The sequence below is a fragment of the Ornithinimicrobium cryptoxanthini genome (genome assembly GCF_023923205.1).
Classification (GTDB): domain Bacteria; phylum Actinomycetota; class Actinomycetes; order Actinomycetales; family Dermatophilaceae; genus Ornithinicoccus; species Ornithinicoccus cryptoxanthini.
This window is the reverse complement of sequence record NZ_CP099490.1, coordinates 1,381,358-1,396,998: the sequence shown is the minus strand read 5'-3', so window position 1 is coordinate 1,396,998 and position 15,641 is coordinate 1,381,358. Positions and strand designations below refer to the sequence as shown.

General features: G+C 67.3%; 12 protein-coding genes. 6 read left to right on the top strand and 6 right to left on the bottom strand.

Annotated elements, in window-relative coordinates; all coding sequences use genetic code 11:
* Positions 1-38 precede the first annotated feature (38 nt).
* The 3 genes from NF557_RS06495 to NF557_RS06485 all read right to left on the bottom strand — a co-directional run bounded on the left by NF557_RS06495 (position 39) and on the right by NF557_RS06485 (position 5,511).
* Positions 39-3,815, bottom strand: a complete 3,777-nt coding sequence (locus NF557_RS06495) for a cell wall-binding repeat-containing protein (protein ID WP_252622788.1) — start codon at positions 3,813-3,815, stop codon at positions 39-41.
* A gap of 227 nt (positions 3,816-4,042) precedes the next feature.
* Positions 4,043-5,104 carry an anthranilate phosphoribosyltransferase gene (gene trpD, locus NF557_RS06490; protein ID WP_252622786.1) on the bottom strand — a complete coding sequence of 354 codons (1,062 nt, stop codon included), beginning with the start codon at positions 5,102-5,104 and terminating at the stop codon, positions 4,043-4,045.
* Positions 5,101-5,511 carry a response regulator transcription factor gene (locus tag NF557_RS06485; protein ID WP_252622784.1) on the bottom strand — a complete coding sequence of 137 codons (411 nt, stop codon included), beginning with the start codon at positions 5,509-5,511 and terminating at the stop codon, positions 5,101-5,103. Before NF557_RS06485 ends, trpD begins: the two co-directional genes overlap by 4 nt.
* 159 nt (positions 5,512-5,670) lie before the next feature.
* Here NF557_RS06485 and ctaE point away from each other — a divergent pair, with 159 nt between their 5' ends.
* The 6 genes from ctaE to NF557_RS06455 all read left to right on the top strand — a co-directional run bounded on the left by ctaE (position 5,671) and on the right by NF557_RS06455 (position 12,296).
* Entirely contained in the window at positions 5,671-6,324 is a 654-nt protein-coding gene (gene ctaE, locus NF557_RS06480; RefSeq protein ID WP_252623969.1) for an aa3-type cytochrome oxidase subunit III, read from the top strand.
* 49 nt (positions 6,325-6,373) lie between these two features.
* Positions 6,374-7,177 (top strand): cytochrome bc1 complex diheme cytochrome c subunit, encoded by an 804-nt coding sequence (gene qcrC, locus NF557_RS06475; protein WP_252622782.1) that lies wholly within the window; start codon positions 6,374-6,376, stop codon positions 7,175-7,177.
* A 3-nt stretch (positions 7,178-7,180) separates the two neighbouring features.
* A complete protein-coding gene (gene qcrA, locus NF557_RS06470) occupies positions 7,181-8,266 on the top strand; it encodes a cytochrome bc1 complex Rieske iron-sulfur subunit (protein ID WP_252622780.1) in 1,086 nt (361 codons plus the stop codon).
* Complete coding sequence (gene qcrB / locus NF557_RS06465; RefSeq protein ID WP_252622778.1) at positions 8,266-10,032, top strand: cytochrome bc1 complex cytochrome b subunit; 1,767 nt, start codon at positions 8,266-8,268, stop codon at positions 10,030-10,032. The genes qcrA and qcrB overlap by 1 nt, the downstream gene beginning before the upstream one ends.
* Positions 10,033-10,270: 238 nt before the next feature.
* Positions 10,271-11,707 (top strand): HNH endonuclease signature motif containing protein, encoded by a 1,437-nt coding sequence (locus NF557_RS06460; RefSeq protein ID WP_252622776.1) that lies wholly within the window; start codon positions 10,271-10,273, stop codon positions 11,705-11,707.
* A 247-nt stretch (positions 11,708-11,954) separates the two neighbouring features.
* Entirely contained in the window at positions 11,955-12,296 is a 342-nt protein-coding gene (locus NF557_RS06455) for a metallopeptidase family protein (RefSeq protein ID WP_252623967.1), read from the top strand.
* 97 nt (positions 12,297-12,393) lie between these two features.
* Here the strand turns inward: NF557_RS06455 and NF557_RS06450 are convergent, their stop codons facing one another.
* The 3 genes from NF557_RS06450 to ctaC are packed head-to-tail and all read right to left on the bottom strand — an operon-like array spanning position 12,394 to position 15,451.
* Positions 12,394-12,795 (bottom strand): cytochrome c oxidase subunit 4, encoded by a 402-nt coding sequence (locus tag NF557_RS06450; RefSeq protein ID WP_252622774.1) that lies wholly within the window; start codon positions 12,793-12,795, stop codon positions 12,394-12,396.
* A complete protein-coding gene (gene ctaD, locus NF557_RS06445; RefSeq protein ID WP_252622772.1) occupies positions 12,792-14,594 on the bottom strand; it encodes an aa3-type cytochrome oxidase subunit I in 1,803 nt (600 codons plus the stop codon). Before ctaD ends, NF557_RS06450 begins: the two co-directional genes overlap by 4 nt.
* Complete coding sequence (ctaC, locus tag NF557_RS06440; RefSeq protein WP_252622770.1) at positions 14,594-15,451, bottom strand: aa3-type cytochrome oxidase subunit II; 858 nt, start codon at positions 15,449-15,451, stop codon at positions 14,594-14,596. The genes ctaD and ctaC overlap by 1 nt, the downstream gene beginning before the upstream one ends.
* Positions 15,452-15,641: the final 190 nt, after the last annotated feature.

The window sequence follows — 15,641 nt, the reverse complement described above, 5'->3', positions numbered from 1 at the left end:
GCCCAGAGGTGCAGGCGGGGACGAACGGGTGATCCGGGTCAGTTCAGATATGCCTCCAGCTGCTCCAGCACCGCATCGGAGACCGACTCGGTGCCACCGACCACGATGATCCGGTCCGGATCCAGACGGTCCGCCGCCGCCGCGGCGACGGCCGGCAGGCTGCCCGTCTGGGTCAGCAGCACCGGTGCGCCCTGCTGGCCCGCCAGCGCAGCCACGGTCAACGCGTCCGGATAGTTCTCTCCAGTGGCGACATAGAGCACGTCGATGACGGGGTCGAAGGTGTCGGACACGGCTGCCGCCGTGGCATAACGGTCGTCACCGGACAGCCGCTCGACCACGGGCGCATAGTCCTGCAGCTGCGCCAGCACGTCGTCGGACACGGAGTCGGTGCCACCCACCACCACAATCCGCTGCGGCGCCTGCGCCGTCAGCTGGGTGATTGTCGCGCTCGGCAGGGCGCCGGGACGAGTCAGCAGCACCGACCCCTGCTCAGGTGCCGCAAGGGTTGCTGCCGTCAGCGCGTCGGGGTAGTCCAGCCCGCTGACCACATAGGAGGTCGCACCCGGCGCGACGGTCGCCGCCGCGATGGCTGCAGCGGTGGCATAGCGGTCCGACCCGAAGTGGGTTTCGGCGTCAGTGCCGGCCAGAGCGGACAGAGCCTCCACGGTGGCCGCGTGGATCACCTCGCGTCCACCGGCCACGCCGAGCGCCTGGGGTCCGTTCTCCGTGACCCGCCGCTGGATCTCGGCGCTGGTCGCCAAAGGAACCGAACCGGCCCTGGTCAGCAGGAGCGGCCCGGGAGCCGCACCAGCCGCCGCGGACATCGCCAGGGCGTCCGGGAAGACCTCGCCGCTGGCCACCAGCACCTCCGCACTGCCCGCAGGTGCCGCCTGGGCGATCAAACCTGCAGTCTCATAGCGGTTCGCGCCGGCGATCCGCTCCACCTCGCCGCGATAGCCCTCGAACTGACTGGCGGTGAAGTGCGGCGTCTCGTAGGCCTCACCTGCGACCAGGTTGTGGCCCGCACCGAAGAGGAGCACATCGGTGATGCGGTAGGGGCCGTCCTCACCGCTGTCGCCGACCGCCCAGCCGTCGAAGACGAAGGTCAGGTCGTTGGTGCCGACGGTGAAGTTCGCCGCACCGGACTCGAAGTCCAGCTCGGTCCCTGCGGGTGAGCGCAGCTGGCCCGACCACTCGTAGTAGCCCGCAGCGTCCGCATGCACCTGCACGGTGACGGCCAGCTGGTCGAACAACCCGTTGCTGTCCAGGTCCACGCCCTGCGCGGTCCCGACGCCGGTGAGCCGCAGGCCGGAGTGCTCAAACTCCGCAAAGCCGTAGGCGCCGGTGGTGTGGGCGTCCGTCAGGTCCGTGACCGGCATCAGGGCCAGCTCGGACTCCTCGGTGATGCGCAGCTGCGAGAGGGTGTAGGGCCCGTCCACGCCGGCGTCATAGATGCTCGCGCCGTCGAAGCTGACCACGACCGGTGAGGTGCCCGCGGGCAGGTCCACGACCGTGCTGCTGATCTCGACGTTGCCGTCGCTGTCGGTCAGCTCACCGAAGACCCGGTAGGTGCCCGCGGCATCGACGTCGACCTGCATGGACACCTGGAGCTCGTCATACAACCCGTTGCCGTTGGTGTCGACGCCCTGGTCGGTGATGGTGCCGACCGTGGCCTGGCCGCTGCTCGCGGTCGCCAGGGCAAAGACCTCGCGGCTGAAGGGTGTGCCGCCGGCGGTGTCGCCCGAGGCCACGACCCCGAGGCGGTACATCCCGACCGGTCCGGTGGTCAGCGTGGTCGAGTAGATGCCGTCACCGGCCGTCACGTCAGCGCCGAGCCCGTCGTCGGCGAGCGCAACCTCGACCGAGGTGTCGTCCGGGCGCAACACGGTGGCCGACAGCTGAGCGCCGGTGAGCGCTGTCGCGCCGTCGGTGAGGGTGGCGTGCACCGTCACCGCCTCGCCCGAGGCCACGCTGGGCTCGGGCAGCTCCAGTGTCAGGGACACGTCGGTCTCGCTGGGCCACGCGTGGATGGCGTATGCCGTGGTGGCCGACCCTCCGCCGACCTCCACTGTCCAGGTCCCCACCTCGGGGCTGGGGAGGTGATAGACGGCCAGCCGGCTGCCCTCCATCTCAGAGTCCTCGAACTCCACCCCAGGAGTGCTTGGAGTGATCCGGTCACCGGAGGGTGAGACCAGCTCCACGGTCACCGCTGCCCCTGCCGTGTAGAGCACCGAGACGAAGGTCGGCGAGGACGCATCGATGGGCACCTCGTGCTCGCCCGGACCGGCAGCGGTCAGCCCGACCACCGTGGCCGTGTGCTGTGGCAGCTGGCCGACCGGTCCTTCTGCGGTCGGCGCGCTTAAGGCGGACTGCGTCGAGAAGACCGCCCCGGTGTCGTCGGTGCCGGGCTGCTCGACCGTCGGACTCAGCAGATCCAGGATCGCGTCCGAGTGGTGCAGTCCGCCGTGGGTCGCGTCCTTGTCCTGTCCGGAGGAGGCATACGTGTGCTGCAGCATGCTCGCGAACCGGTGGGCGGACCACAGCGGGACGATGGTGTCACCCTGCCCGGTGACCTGGAGAAGGAAGCGGTCCCGCAGGCAGTCCAGGGTCAGGGGGCAGCCGGTGGCGCTGTAGTCGCCCGCCATGACCGTGAAGTCCACCTCGGGGCTCAGCGCGTGCGTGTTGTTGTAGAGCCACATGTAGGGCGTGGTCAGCTGGACCCCTGCGGGGGCGGCAAGGCCACCGATCAGGCTCCCACCGATCCCACCGACACTCACCACGATCCCCTGGGCCAGGTCAGCCAGCGGGCTGCCGGCGTTCGGCGTGCCCAGCTGGACGATGCGGTCGACGCCCTCGTGACTCTCCACGTAGTGGCGTGAGTCCAGGCCGCCCTTGCTGTGCACGACCATGTTGACGCTGTCGACGCCATACCGCTCTCGGGTCTCCTCCACCGCCACGCCGATCTTGTCGGCGTTGTTGGCGATCGAGTCAAGCGCTCCCATGTCGAGGGTGTCGTGGGTGTAGATCCCGGCGTCCTGCAGCGTCGCGGACCACGGGGTGAGCCAGATGTCATGACTGGAGAAGATGCCGTGGGCAAAGACGGTCGGGCGCGGCATCGTGAAGGACAGCTCGGCCCAGTCGATGGAGGTGCACCACAGCTCGTCCGTGTTGGCGGTGTCGATCTCGATGGTGATGGTGTTGACCACCGGTGCCGGTGTGCCTCCGGCACCAGGATCCGCGGCGAACTCGACCCACTCGATCGGCACCAGGAACTGGTTCATCTTCCAGACGTCGTTCTCCCCGGTCAGCCACTCCTCCTGCACCACCTGGCCGTTGAACAGGACCCGGTCACGCTCGGGGTTGTAGGGCGGCACGACGGCGTCGAAGTCGACGTCATAGGCCGGCATCCGCAGGCTCGCGAACTGTGGCAGCAGACCATTGGACACCAGCCGGTCCCGGTCGGCGTCGCCCAGCACGCGGTCCACCTCGATGTCGAACTCGAGCGGGCCACTGCTGCGGAAGGTGCAGCCCGTGTCCAGTCCGGGACTCTCGTCGACCACGAAGAGGCTGTCGGTCGCCTCCCGCGGGGTGAAGGGTGAGCTGCCGAAGTGGTTCGGCTCATGCTGCTGCGGCTCGGCGAGCAGCGCGGCGCTGTCCGACTCCGAGCTGTTGTCGGCCGCGACAGCGGCGTCGCTGCCCTGGTCGGACGGAGCGCTCGGGGCGGCGTAGGCAGCGTTGAGTCCGCTGCCCAGCAGCACTGCCGCCAGGGCGGCGGCTCCTCGCCTGTAGCGATGGGTCGGGTGCGTTCGTGACACGGTAGGTCTCCCCCTGTAGTAGTCGGCTCTGCCCACCCCTGACAACCGAGCAAGCAGTGGCTTCGTGCAATCAGTGACTTCGTGCAAGCCCGAGGTCAAGAACGCGCCAGGGGCCCACCAAGGAACCTAGCCAAGTCCCAGGGGCCTCGCATGCATCTGGAGGATGAACTCTTGACCTACTCAGGGAGGTGCTCTTGTGACCACGTGTCGCGGCCTGCCGCGCTGGGTCAGACGCTGGTCGCGGCGACCCAGCGGTCGATGACCGCCGCGGCGCTGCCGGAGTCGATCGACTCCGCGGCCCGGGCCACACCCTCGCGGGTCAGGGACTCGAACTCGTCCTGGCTGGTCGGGTGCCTGCCCTCCTCACCGGCGGCAGCGACCGCCAGCGAGAGCCCGGCATTGAGCAGCACCGCGACACGGGCGGCGCCCCGCTCACCGTCAAAGAGTCTGCGTGCGACGCCGGCGTTGTGCTCTGCGTCGGCGCCTCGCAGATCTGACACCGGGTGGACCGGCAGGTCGACGGTCACTGGACTCACGGCATACTCCTGGACCCGTCCGTCATGCACCCACCAGACACGTGAGCTGCCGGAGGTGGTGAGCTCATCGAGACCGTCGTCGCCGCGGAAGACCGCCGCGTCCTTGCCACGGCCGGCGAAAACTCCTGCCACGAGCGGGGCCATCCGCTCATCGGCGACACCGACGGCGGCATAACGGGGCTGGGCCGGGTTGGTCAGCGGCCCGAGGAAGTTGAAGGCCGTCGCGATGCCCAGCTCCTTGCGGACCGTGGCCGAGTGACGGAAAGAGGGGTGGAAGGTCAGCGCGAAGCAGAAGGTGATGCCGACCTCGTGGAAGACCCGCACGACGTCCTCCGGGGTGGCGTCCAACCGGATGCCGAGCGCCTCGAGGACGTCGGCCGACCCGGACGACGAGGAGGCTGCGCGGTTGCCGTGCTTGACGACCGGGACCCCCGCGCCTGCGGCAACCACAGCCGACATCGTGGAGATGTTGACCGTGTGCGCGCGGTCTCCACCCGTGCCAACGATGTCGAGGCTGGGTCCGTCCACCTCAAAGCGCAACGCGTGCGAGAGCATCATGTCGGCCAGGCCCTGCATCTCCTGGGCCGTCTCGCCCTTGGCGCGCAGCCCGGCCAGGAACGCGGCCAGCCGCGCGGGAGAGGCCTCCCCCAGCATGACGCGGTCCATGACCCACGCCGACTCCGCGGCGCTCAGGTCACCGCCGGAGCAGACAGTGGTCAGCAGGTCCGACCAGGCAAAGGGCTGCCCGGTCACCGGCCGACGAGTCCGGCGACACCCTGCGCCAAGGCGGCCGGGTCGAGCGGGTGCGCCACCACCGCGTCCGCCTGCGACCAGGCGCCCAGCCAGCCGTCGAGGGCGCGTCCGAGGAGCACCATGATCGGCGGGCAGTCATAGACCTCGTTCTTGATCTGGCGGCAGAGGCCGAGCCCGCCATAGGGAGTGGCCTCGCCGTCCAGGATGAGGACGTCGAAGGTGTGCTCCTTGAGCGCCAGCAGCACGCCGTCCGCAGTCGCGCACTCGTGCCAGGACTCGACGGCGACGCCCTCAGCCGGTCGACGGCCCACACCGAGACGCACCGCATCTCGCGTGGCGCGGTCATCGCTAAACACCAGGACGGAAATGCCCTTGACGGCGGTCGTGGCCTCAGTCGGGACGGTCATGAGACGAATGGTACCCACCGCCGTTCCCGGATGGGCGCACCGGCCAGCCGCCGGCCGCCGCGCGTCCCGTCATACGCCTCTCATCCTGGTCACGGCACGCCCGATCGGAGGGTCACTGTCCATCCGGTCACCAGGTAGGCAATAATGGCCCGCGTGGCGATGACAACAGCAGCAACAGCAGGCGCAGCAGGGCGTCCTCTGGAGGCGACCCAGGGCCCAGCGACCCGTCCCGACATGACGATGGTCGGCACGATGGTCTGGCTCGGCAGCGAGATCATGTTCTTCGCGGGTCTCTTCGCGATGTACTTCACGATCCGCGCCGTCTCGACCGAGCTGTGGGACGAGCGCACGGCGATGCTCAACGTGCCGTTCGCGGCGGTCAACACCACGATCCTGGTGATCTCCTCGGTGTGGTGTCAGATCGGCGTGTTCAAGGCTGAGGAGGGGCGCGTCTCGCGGACCGGCAGCCTGTTTGACCTGCGCGGGTGGGGCATGCGCGAGTGGTTCGTGCTCACCTACATCTTCGGTGCGATCTTCGTCTCGGGTCAGATCTGGGAGTACGCCACGCTGATCAGCGAGGGCGTCATGATCAACTCCGACCCCTACGGCTCGGTCTTCTACATGACCACCGGGTTCCACGGCATCCACGTCTCGCTCGGCCTGTTCGCCTTCCTGTTGATCGTCGGCCGCAGCTTCACCGCCAAGCGCTTCACGCACGCCCAGAAGGTCGGCGCCCACGTGGTGTCGTACTACTGGCACTTCGTCGACGTCGTGTGGGTCGCCCTCTTCTTCACGATCTACGTCCTCCAGTGAGCCGCAACATGTTTAGCATCCGCACCGACCTACGACCGAGGAGCGCCGCGTGAGCAAGTTGGCCGCATACCGACGCAGCCCCATCGCCCTGATCGTCCTGCTGTTCCTCGGGCTGACGTTCACCGGCTCCGCCTATGCGGCCCTGCAGCCGGTCGCTCCGGCTGACAGCTATTCCGCCGCCGCTGCGGTCGACGACGTCGAGGAGGGCGAGAAGCTCTTCCTGGCCAACTGCGCGACCTGCCACGGCAAGAATGGCGGGGGCAACGGCACCGCGGGTCCGTCCCTGGCTGGCGTGGGCAAGGCGGCGACAGACTTCCAGGTGTCGACGGGTCGTATGCCGCTCGCCACCCCGGGCGTGCAGGCTCCGGCCAACCCCAACGAGGTCAACTTCAGCGAGAAGGAGATCGACCAGCTGGGTGACTTCGTCGCCTCCCTGGGCCCGGGCCCGGACATCCCGGACGCGGAGTACACCGACCTGGCCAACGCCGACATCGCCAACGGCGGCAAGATCTTCCGCACCAACTGCGCGATGTGCCACAACTCCGCCGCGCAGGGTGGTGCGCTGACCCGCGGCAAGTACGCCCCGACCCTGATGGGCGTCGAGCCGGTCCACATGTACGAGGCGATGCTCACTGGCCCGCAGTCGATGCCTGTCTTCAACGACGCGACCATCACCCCGCAGGAGAAGGAAGACGTCATCGCCTTCATCAAGAACATCGAAGAGGGTGGCAACGCCTTCGGCGGTCACGATCTCGGATCGATGGGTCCGGCGGGTGACGCCGTGTTCATCTGGACCATCGGCATCGGGATGCTGATCGCGGCAGCGGTCTGGCTCGGACGAAAGGCGGCCTGACCGATGAGTGACGACGAGATCGTCGTGCACGACCCGCACGACAAGCCGGCCACCTATGTCGAGGCCGATGGCCTCGACCGCTTCGAGAACCCGGGGCTGCCCCCGCACCGCCCCCGTCGGGCCGACCTGGACGAGGGCGCCGCCAAGCGCGCTGAGCGTCAGGTGACGACGATGTTCGGGCTGTCCATGCTGGGCGCCCTCGGCTTCATCGTGGCCTACCTGTTCGTCGACCCGAACCTGCGTGGCGAGATCCTGCTCATCGGCGAGATGAACCTCTACCACCTGATCCTCGGTCTGACCATGGCGGTTTCGCTGCTCGGCATCGGCTTCGGTGCCGTGCACTGGGCCAAGACGCTCATGCCCGACACCGAGGTCGTCGAGGAGCGTCACCTGCAGGCCTCCGACCAGGCGGCACGCGATGACGCCGCTGGCGTCCTGTCCGACGGCTACCGCGGCGCTCAGCTGCACCGTCGCCCGATGCTGCTGCTGACCGCCGGTGGCGCCCTGAGCCTGTTCGCCCTCCCGATGGCACTGCAGGTCGCTGGTGGCCTGGACCCCAACATCTGGCGCGACCCCTCGCCGGCCGAGATGCTCTCCAGGACGGTGTGGAAGAAGGGCATGCGGCTGGTGATCGACCCCTCCGGGACGCCGATCCGTGCCTCCGACCTCACCCAGGGCTCGGTCATCCACGTCATGCCCGAGGGGTATGCCGGCGCGCACACCGAGGACGGCCCCAGCGACCAGGAGATCATGACGGCCAAGGCCACCTCCTCGGTCCTGCTGGTCAAGATGAACCCCGAAGACATCAAGAGCGCCAAGCAGCGCGACTGGGGTGTCGACGGCATCGTGGCCTACTCCAAGATCTGCACCCACGTCGGTTGTCCGGTGGCGCTCTATGAGCGGCAGACGCACCACCTGCTCTGCCCGTGCCACCAGTCGACGTTCGACATGACCAACGACTGCGAGGTCATCTTCGGCCCGGCCAAACGACCGCTGCCGCAGTTGCGCATCACGGTTGAGGACGGTTATCTCGTGGCGGCTGACGGCTTTGCTGAGCCGGTCGGCCCGAGCTTTTGGGAGCGTGGCTGATGACGACCATCCCGCAGGGAGCCGACGCGGTGCGCGCCAGGCCCTCCAGCGCTGCAACTGAGACCTCCGCGGACGACGCCCGTCCGTCGCTGCCCCCGCCCCTGGTGTGGGCCGACGAGCGGCTTGGTGTCGCCAAGGGCATGGGCCTGTTCAAGAAGGTCTTCCCCGACCACTGGTCGTTCCTGCTCGGCGAGATCGCGATGTACTCGATGATCATCTGCCTGATCACCGGGACCTTCCTGACCTTCTGGTTCGTGCCGAGCATGGGCCACGTCATCTACGACGGCTCCTACGTGCCACTCAAGGGCGTCGGCATGAGCGAGGCCTACGCCTCGACCCTGGACATCTCCTTTGAGATCAAGGGCGGTCTGCTGATCCGTCAGCTCCACCACTGGGCGGCGCTGCTGTTCATCGTCGGCATCGCGCTGCACGTGGCCCGGGTGTTCTTCACCGGCGCCTTCCGCAAGCCGCGTGAGCTCAACTGGGTGATCGGCACCGTCCTGTCCCTGCTGGCCGCGATCGAGGGCTTCGCGGGCTACTCCCTGCCGGACGACCTGCTCTCCGGCACCGGCATCCGCGCCATGAACGGCTTCGTCTCGTCGGCGCCGGTCATCGGCTCCTACATGACGTTCATGATCTTCGGCGGGGAGTTCCCCGGCGAGCTGATCATCCCGCGTCTCTACATCGTCCACGTGCTGCTGCTGCCGGCGATCCTGGTCGGGCTCTTCGCCGTCCACATCTTCCTGGTCTTCTGGCACAAGCACACGCAGTACCCCGGCCCGGGCCGCACCAACGACAACGTCGTGGGCTTCCCGCTGATGCCGGTCTACACCGCCAAGGCCGGTGGGTTCTTCTTCATCGTCTTCGGCATCACCGCACTCATTGCTGCGACGGTCACGATTAACGCCGTGTGGGCCTACGGGCCCTATGACCCGGCGCAGGTCACCGCAGGATCGCAGCCGGACTTCTACATGTGGTTCTCTGACGGTGCGCTGCGACTCCTGCCTGGCTTCCTGGAGTTCTCGCTCTGGGGCTTCACGGTCAGTCCCCAGATCTTCCTGGGCTCGCTGGTCCTGCTGCCGCTGGTGTGGATCATCCTGGGTGCCTATCCCTTCGTCGAGGCGTGGATCACCGGCGACAAGCGCGAGCACCACCTGCTCGACCGCCCGCGCAACGCCCCGGTCCGCACCGCGGTCGGCGCTGCTGCCATCTCGATGTATCTCGTCCTGGCACTCGCCACGATCAACGACATCATCGCGGTCAAGTTCTACCTGTCCATCAACGACATCACGGTCGCCCTGCGGGTCCTGTTCTTCCTCCTGCCGATCGTCACGTTCATGGTCACCAAGCGCCTGTGCCTGTCGTTGCAGCGCTTCGACCGTGAGACCGTCCTGCACGGCGCGGAGTCCGGCCGCATCCAGCGGACGCCGGAGGGTCGCTTCTATGAGGTGCACGAGGACCTCGACCCACAGGAGCGCTGGCCCCTGGTGCAGCACGAGGTGCAGCGTCCGCTGTCGCTCACGACTGCCGCAGACACGGATGAGTATGGAGTGGCCTCCCCCACCTCCCGCGGCATCGGCCACAAGTTGCGGCGCAGTCTGTCGGAGTTCTACTTCAAGGACCGGGTCGAGCCCGTCACGCCGTCCGAGCTGGCGGCCGCGCACCACCACGGTGAGGCTGAGGCCCTGCCCGGCGGCCACGCGGAGTCCATCGAGGAGTCCCGGGCCGACGAGACCGCACGCTTGCGCTCGGACGACCGTCACTAAGACGTAGTCACCACGGGGGCGAGCCCCTCACGCACGATCCGGATGGTCGTGGTGCCCCAGGCGCCACGGCCATCCGGCGTTAGACGGCGCCCTGGGCGTGCTCCTTGTTTTCGACGAGGCCGTCGTCTCGTCGAACGGTTCTGACGCGCCCTTTGACAGGCTGTGCATGACTTGGCACAGGAGATGAACGTCGCGGCCGGTCGTGAGCTGCTGGACCGCCTGGGCGTGGCCTCCCCTGATGAGCTCTCCAAGACCGCGCGCCCCGGCGCGGGCCGCGATGGCTAGCGGCCAGGTGGACTGGCACATGGCCCGGACGTGGTATGACAAGTGCCGCAACCTGCCCCACCACGAGGCCGGGGCCATCGCGTCCCGTCTCTTCTGTCCGCCGTCTGACCCGCAGCCCGACGAGGCCGGCCAGAGTGCACGGACCTCAACGGCTCAGTTCAAGCGCGACCTGAACCGCGAGATCGCGCGTGTGCAGGGCAGCGATCCCGAGTCGCAGCGTGCCAAGCGCAAGCAGGCACGGGCCGAACGAGCCATGTCGATGAGGGTCGATGACGACGGGACGGCGACCATCTCACTGCGTGGTCCGACCTCGGCGGTCGTCGGGTCCTATGACCGGATCGACGTCATTGCCCGCAAGGCTCGCGCTGCCGGTGCGGATGACACGGTCAGGCAGCTGGCCGTCGATGCAGCTCTCGCTCTCCTGGCGCACGGCACCCTCGCCACCAACGACGGTAGCGGCGCCACCTGCACCTGCTCCAGCACCAGCAGCCGCACCACCACCAGCGGCAGCGGCAGCGGCAGCGGCATCCGCAACTGCGGTCAGGATGTCGCCACGCGTGAGCAGCCCCGGGATGCCGGCGATAGTCCGCTGGTCGACCCCTTGACGCTGGCCCAGGTCATCGCCGGCCTCGGTCCCGTCCACCTGGATGTGATCGTCCCGCTGGACGCGCTGCTGGACCCCAGCTCGACGGCGGTTGCCGAGATCGCCAACCACGGCATCTTCCTGACGGCCGAGCACGTGCGTGAGCTTGCGTTGGCTCCCGGCACGACGATGCACCGCTTGCTCACCGATCCCGGCACCGGAGTCTGTGTCGAGCGATCCCGCAAGGCCTACGCGCCAGATCGTGACATGCGCGAGCAGATCGCAGCGGCAGACCGCCTCTGTCGAGCGCCCGGGTGCACTGTGCCTGCTTCACGATGTCAGTTCGACCACGTCGAGCCCTACGACCACGACGACGAGCAACGCGGCGGACCGACCGCGATCAAGAATCTCGCCACCGAGCACGGCGCCGACCATTTCTACAAGACACGCGGACTGATTGAGGCACTGCTCGAGCCCGAGACCCGCAAGATGACGTGGCGCACGCTGTTCGGCCGGATCTACACCACCTATCCCCACGACTACCGCCAATACAGTCAGCCGCCCTGGCCAGCGATCCTGGACCACCCCGACGGGCCCAACCTCAATGACATCGACGTCCGGGACCGACTGATCTATGCCGCGCTCACCGAGCGGACGGTCTTCCACGACGAGAAGCTGGCTGGCTGGGACGACTTTGAGGACGCCCAGCAGTTTCTCGACATGGGTTGGCCGTTCGAGGCACCCCACCAGACCCGGCGCAAGGAAGCCAAGCGGCGGGCAGACGACGAACTGCCCCCGCCGTTCTGACCGCGGCACCCACGCCACCACGTCGGGACCACCACTCCCAGTCCGCCACGTTGGCTCCGCCACGTTGACTCCTCGACCCTGGCCCCGCCTCCGTGACTGACACGCACAAAGGCATACTGGCGAGGTGGCTTCCCATGATGACGACCCGTCCGCCGACGCAACCGAGCACCACGGGCAGCCGCACGACCATGCGGATGAGCAGGACCATCACCGGCACCTCGAGGAGCCAGCTCCCGACCCGGTCGAGATGAGCCGGGAGGACTTCGAGATTGCTGTCGGTGACGCGCTCGACGAGGTCCCGCCGCAACTGATGGACCTGCTCGACAACGTGGTGTTCCTCGTCGAGGACGAGCCACCCGAGGACGACCCGGACCTGCTGGGCGTCTATGACGGGGTGCCGCTGACCGAGCGCGGAGACCTGTTCGGCGGTGGGATGCCCGACCGCATCACCATCTTCCGTGGACCGACGCTGCGGATGTGTCGCGACCGGGACGAGGTGATCGACGAGGTAGCGGTCACGGTGGTCCACGAGATTGCCCACCACTTCGGGATCGACGACGAGAAGCTGCACGCCCTCGGCTGGGGCTGAAGAGCGCGGACGAACGGCCACCAGACGAACGGCCACCAGAAGAACGGCCGCCACACCCATCCGGGTGTAGCGGCCGCTCAGCGAGGCGCAGGAGGCGTCAGATGGCCTTCTCGCCGTGGAAGTACTCAAAGACCCAGCCGACGCTGGCGATCGCCACGAACGGCGTCGCGATGATGACGATCCACCAGCCGATCGCCACGCCGAGGACCAGCAGTCCGAGGGAGGCGCCCAGCCACAGCGGCCACCACGAGTGGGGGCTGAAGAAGCCATAAGGGCCCGCCTGCTCAGCGATCTCACCGTCCGGGTTGTCCTCTGGGCGGAAGTCGACGGTGCGGCCGGACTTGGCGAGATACCACGCGATCATCGCGCACATGGTCGCGGTCAGCCCGAGGCCCAGGATGCCGACCCATTCACCCATGCCGGTGAAGTAGGCATAGATCACCGCGACGATCGCGAAGAAGGCGACCAGATACCAGAAGAGCTTGCTCTCAACCTTCATCGGCGGTCTCCGTCGAACGTGTCGGGGTCGTCCTTGCCCTCGGTGCCACCTGTCACGGTGCCCTGACGGCCCTGCGGGTCGGTGTCCGGACCACCCAGGAGCGTCTCCAGGACGCCCTTGTCCGGCTCGGCAGACTCCATCGTCGCGACGTTCGCGTGATGCAGGTCGAACGCTGGCCGCTCCGAACGGATCCTGGGGATCTCGTTGAAGTTGTGCCGCGGCGGCGGGCAGGATGTCGCCCACTCGAGCGAGGCGCCATAGCCCCAGGGGTCATCGACCTGGACCTTCTCCGTGCGGAAGCTCTTCCACACGGCATACAGGAAGGGCAGCATCGAGGCTCCCAGCAGGAGCGCTGAGACCGTGGACAGCTGGTTCATCCAGGTGAAGCCGTCCTCAGGCATGTAGTCCGGGTAGCGACGCGGCATGCCCATCGCGCCCAGCCAGTGCTGGATCAGGAACGTGCCGTGGAAGCCGAAGAACAGCATCCAGAAGTGCAGCTTGCCGAGCTTCTCGTCGAGCATGTGGCCCGTGAACTTGGGCCACCAGAAATAGAAGCCGGCAAACATCGCGAACACCACGGTGCCGAACACCACGTAGTGGAAGTGCGCAACCACGAAGTAGGAGTCGGTGACATGGAAGTCGAGCACCGGGCTGGCCAGGATGACACCGGTCAGACCACCGAACAGGAAGGTGACCAGGAAGCCGAGGGACCACAACATGGGCGTCTCGAACGTCAGGTGGCCGCCCCACATCGTCCCGACCCAGTTGAAGAACTTCACCCCCGTGGGCACCGCGATCAGCATCGTCATGATCGCGAAGAACTCGAGCAGCACAGCGCCGGTGGCATACATGTGGTGGGCCCACACGCTGACCGACAGGGCGGCGATGGCCACCGTGGCGAAGACCAGGGTCTTGTAGCCGAAGACCGGCTTGCGGCTGAACACCGGCAGGATCTCGGTGATGATGCCGAAGAACGGCAGGGCAATGATGTAGACCTCGGGGTGGCCGAAGAACCAGAACAGGTGTTGCCAGAGCATGGCTCCGCCGTGTTCCGGATTAAAGACCTCTGCCCCGACTATTCGGTCGGCAGCCATCCCGAAGAAGGCGGCGGCCAGGACCGGGAAGACCATGAGGACGAGGATCGAGGTCACCAGGATGTTCCAGGTGAAGATCGGCATCCGGAACATGGTCATGCCCGGTGCGCGCATGCAGACGATGGTGGTAATGAAGTTGACGGCACCCAGGATCGTGCCGAACCCGGTCATCGCCAGACCCATCACCCACAGGTCACCGCCGACGCCCGGACTGTGCGCGGGGCCGGCCAGCGGCATATAGGCGAACCAGCCGAACGCAGCGGCACCGCCGGGAGCGAGGAAGCCGCTGACGGTGATCAGACCACCGAACAGGAAGAGCCAGAAGGCAAACATGTTGAGCCGCGGGAACGCCACGTCGGGAGCACCGATCTGCAGCGGCATGATCGCGTTGGCGAAGCCGGCAAACAACGGTGTCGCAAAGAGCAACAACATGATCGTGCCGTGCATCGTGAACATCTGGTTGAACTGCTCGGGGTTGTCCACCACCTGCAGCCCAGGGGTCCACAGCTCCAGGCGGATGATCAGCGCGAGCACACCACCGAGCATGAAGAAGAGCACCGTGGTGACGAAATAGAGGTTGCCGATGACCTTGTGGTCGGTCGTCGTCATCCACTTGACGAGCAGCTTGCCGAGACTCTCCTTGGGCTGACCCGGTTCCCGAGCCGGGACGATCGGCCCCGACGGCCGCGTGGTGGTGATGGCCATCAGTTGTCCTCCTCCTCGAGCGAGGCGTCGTAGTCCTCGAGCAGCTCGGCCGGCAGCTTGGCCGGCTCCCCCTCGTGCAGACCATAGAGGTTGTACTCGTTGCCGAGCAGACCTTCGCCGCCGCTGGCCTTCAGGTCGGCGATGAACTCGTCATACTCCGCCTGGGACACGACCTCGACCTGGAACAACATCTGCGAGTGGTAGGCGCCGCACAGCTCGGCGCACTTGCCCTGGAAGACGCCCTCAGTGGTCGTCACGACCTGGAAGGTGTTGACGCGCCCGGGCAGCATGTCCAGCTTCGTGATGAACTGCGGCACCCAGAACGAGTGGATGACATCGCGCGAGGTGAGCACGAACTCGATGCGCGAGTCGACCGGGAGCACCAGGGTGGGCAGGGTCTCCGGGAGCCCCTCCTCGCCCTTGCTCAGGCCGAGCGCCTGCGTGCCGACGATGTGCGCCTGGTCCTCGACGTAGTTGAAGTCCCAGGACCACTTCTTGCCGATCGCGTTGACCGTGACGTCGGCGGGCTGGGAGGTGTCGACCATGTCGTGCTGCAGGTCAACGGTCTTGCCGAACAGGACGGCGACCATGAGCACGGGCACGACGGTGTAGAGGATCTCGAGGGGGACGTTGTAACGCAGCTGCACCGGCAGCCCCGTCTCGTCCTTCTTGCGACGGTAGGCCACGACGCACCACAGGATCAGGCCCCACACCAGGACACCGATAGCCAGGGCGGCGATCCAGGTGCCGTTCCAGAAACCGACGATCCGCGGACCCATCTCGGTCACCGGCTCGGGGAGGTAGCCACGCTGGAACTCGGCCCCGCAGCCACTGAGGACCAGGGCCAGAGCAGCCATCAGGCCGAGGCGGCCGAGCCTCGTGTTGCGGCGACGGGCCGGAGCAGTCTGCCGTTGCAATGCGCACCTCACTATCGAGCCATGGTTTTCCACGCCAGAGCCTACCCCCTTGCGGTCCACGAGGGCGGGCAGGGTGGGACACGAAATGTCGGGTCCGTCGTGCGTGGCATGTTGAGACGCCTGGGACACG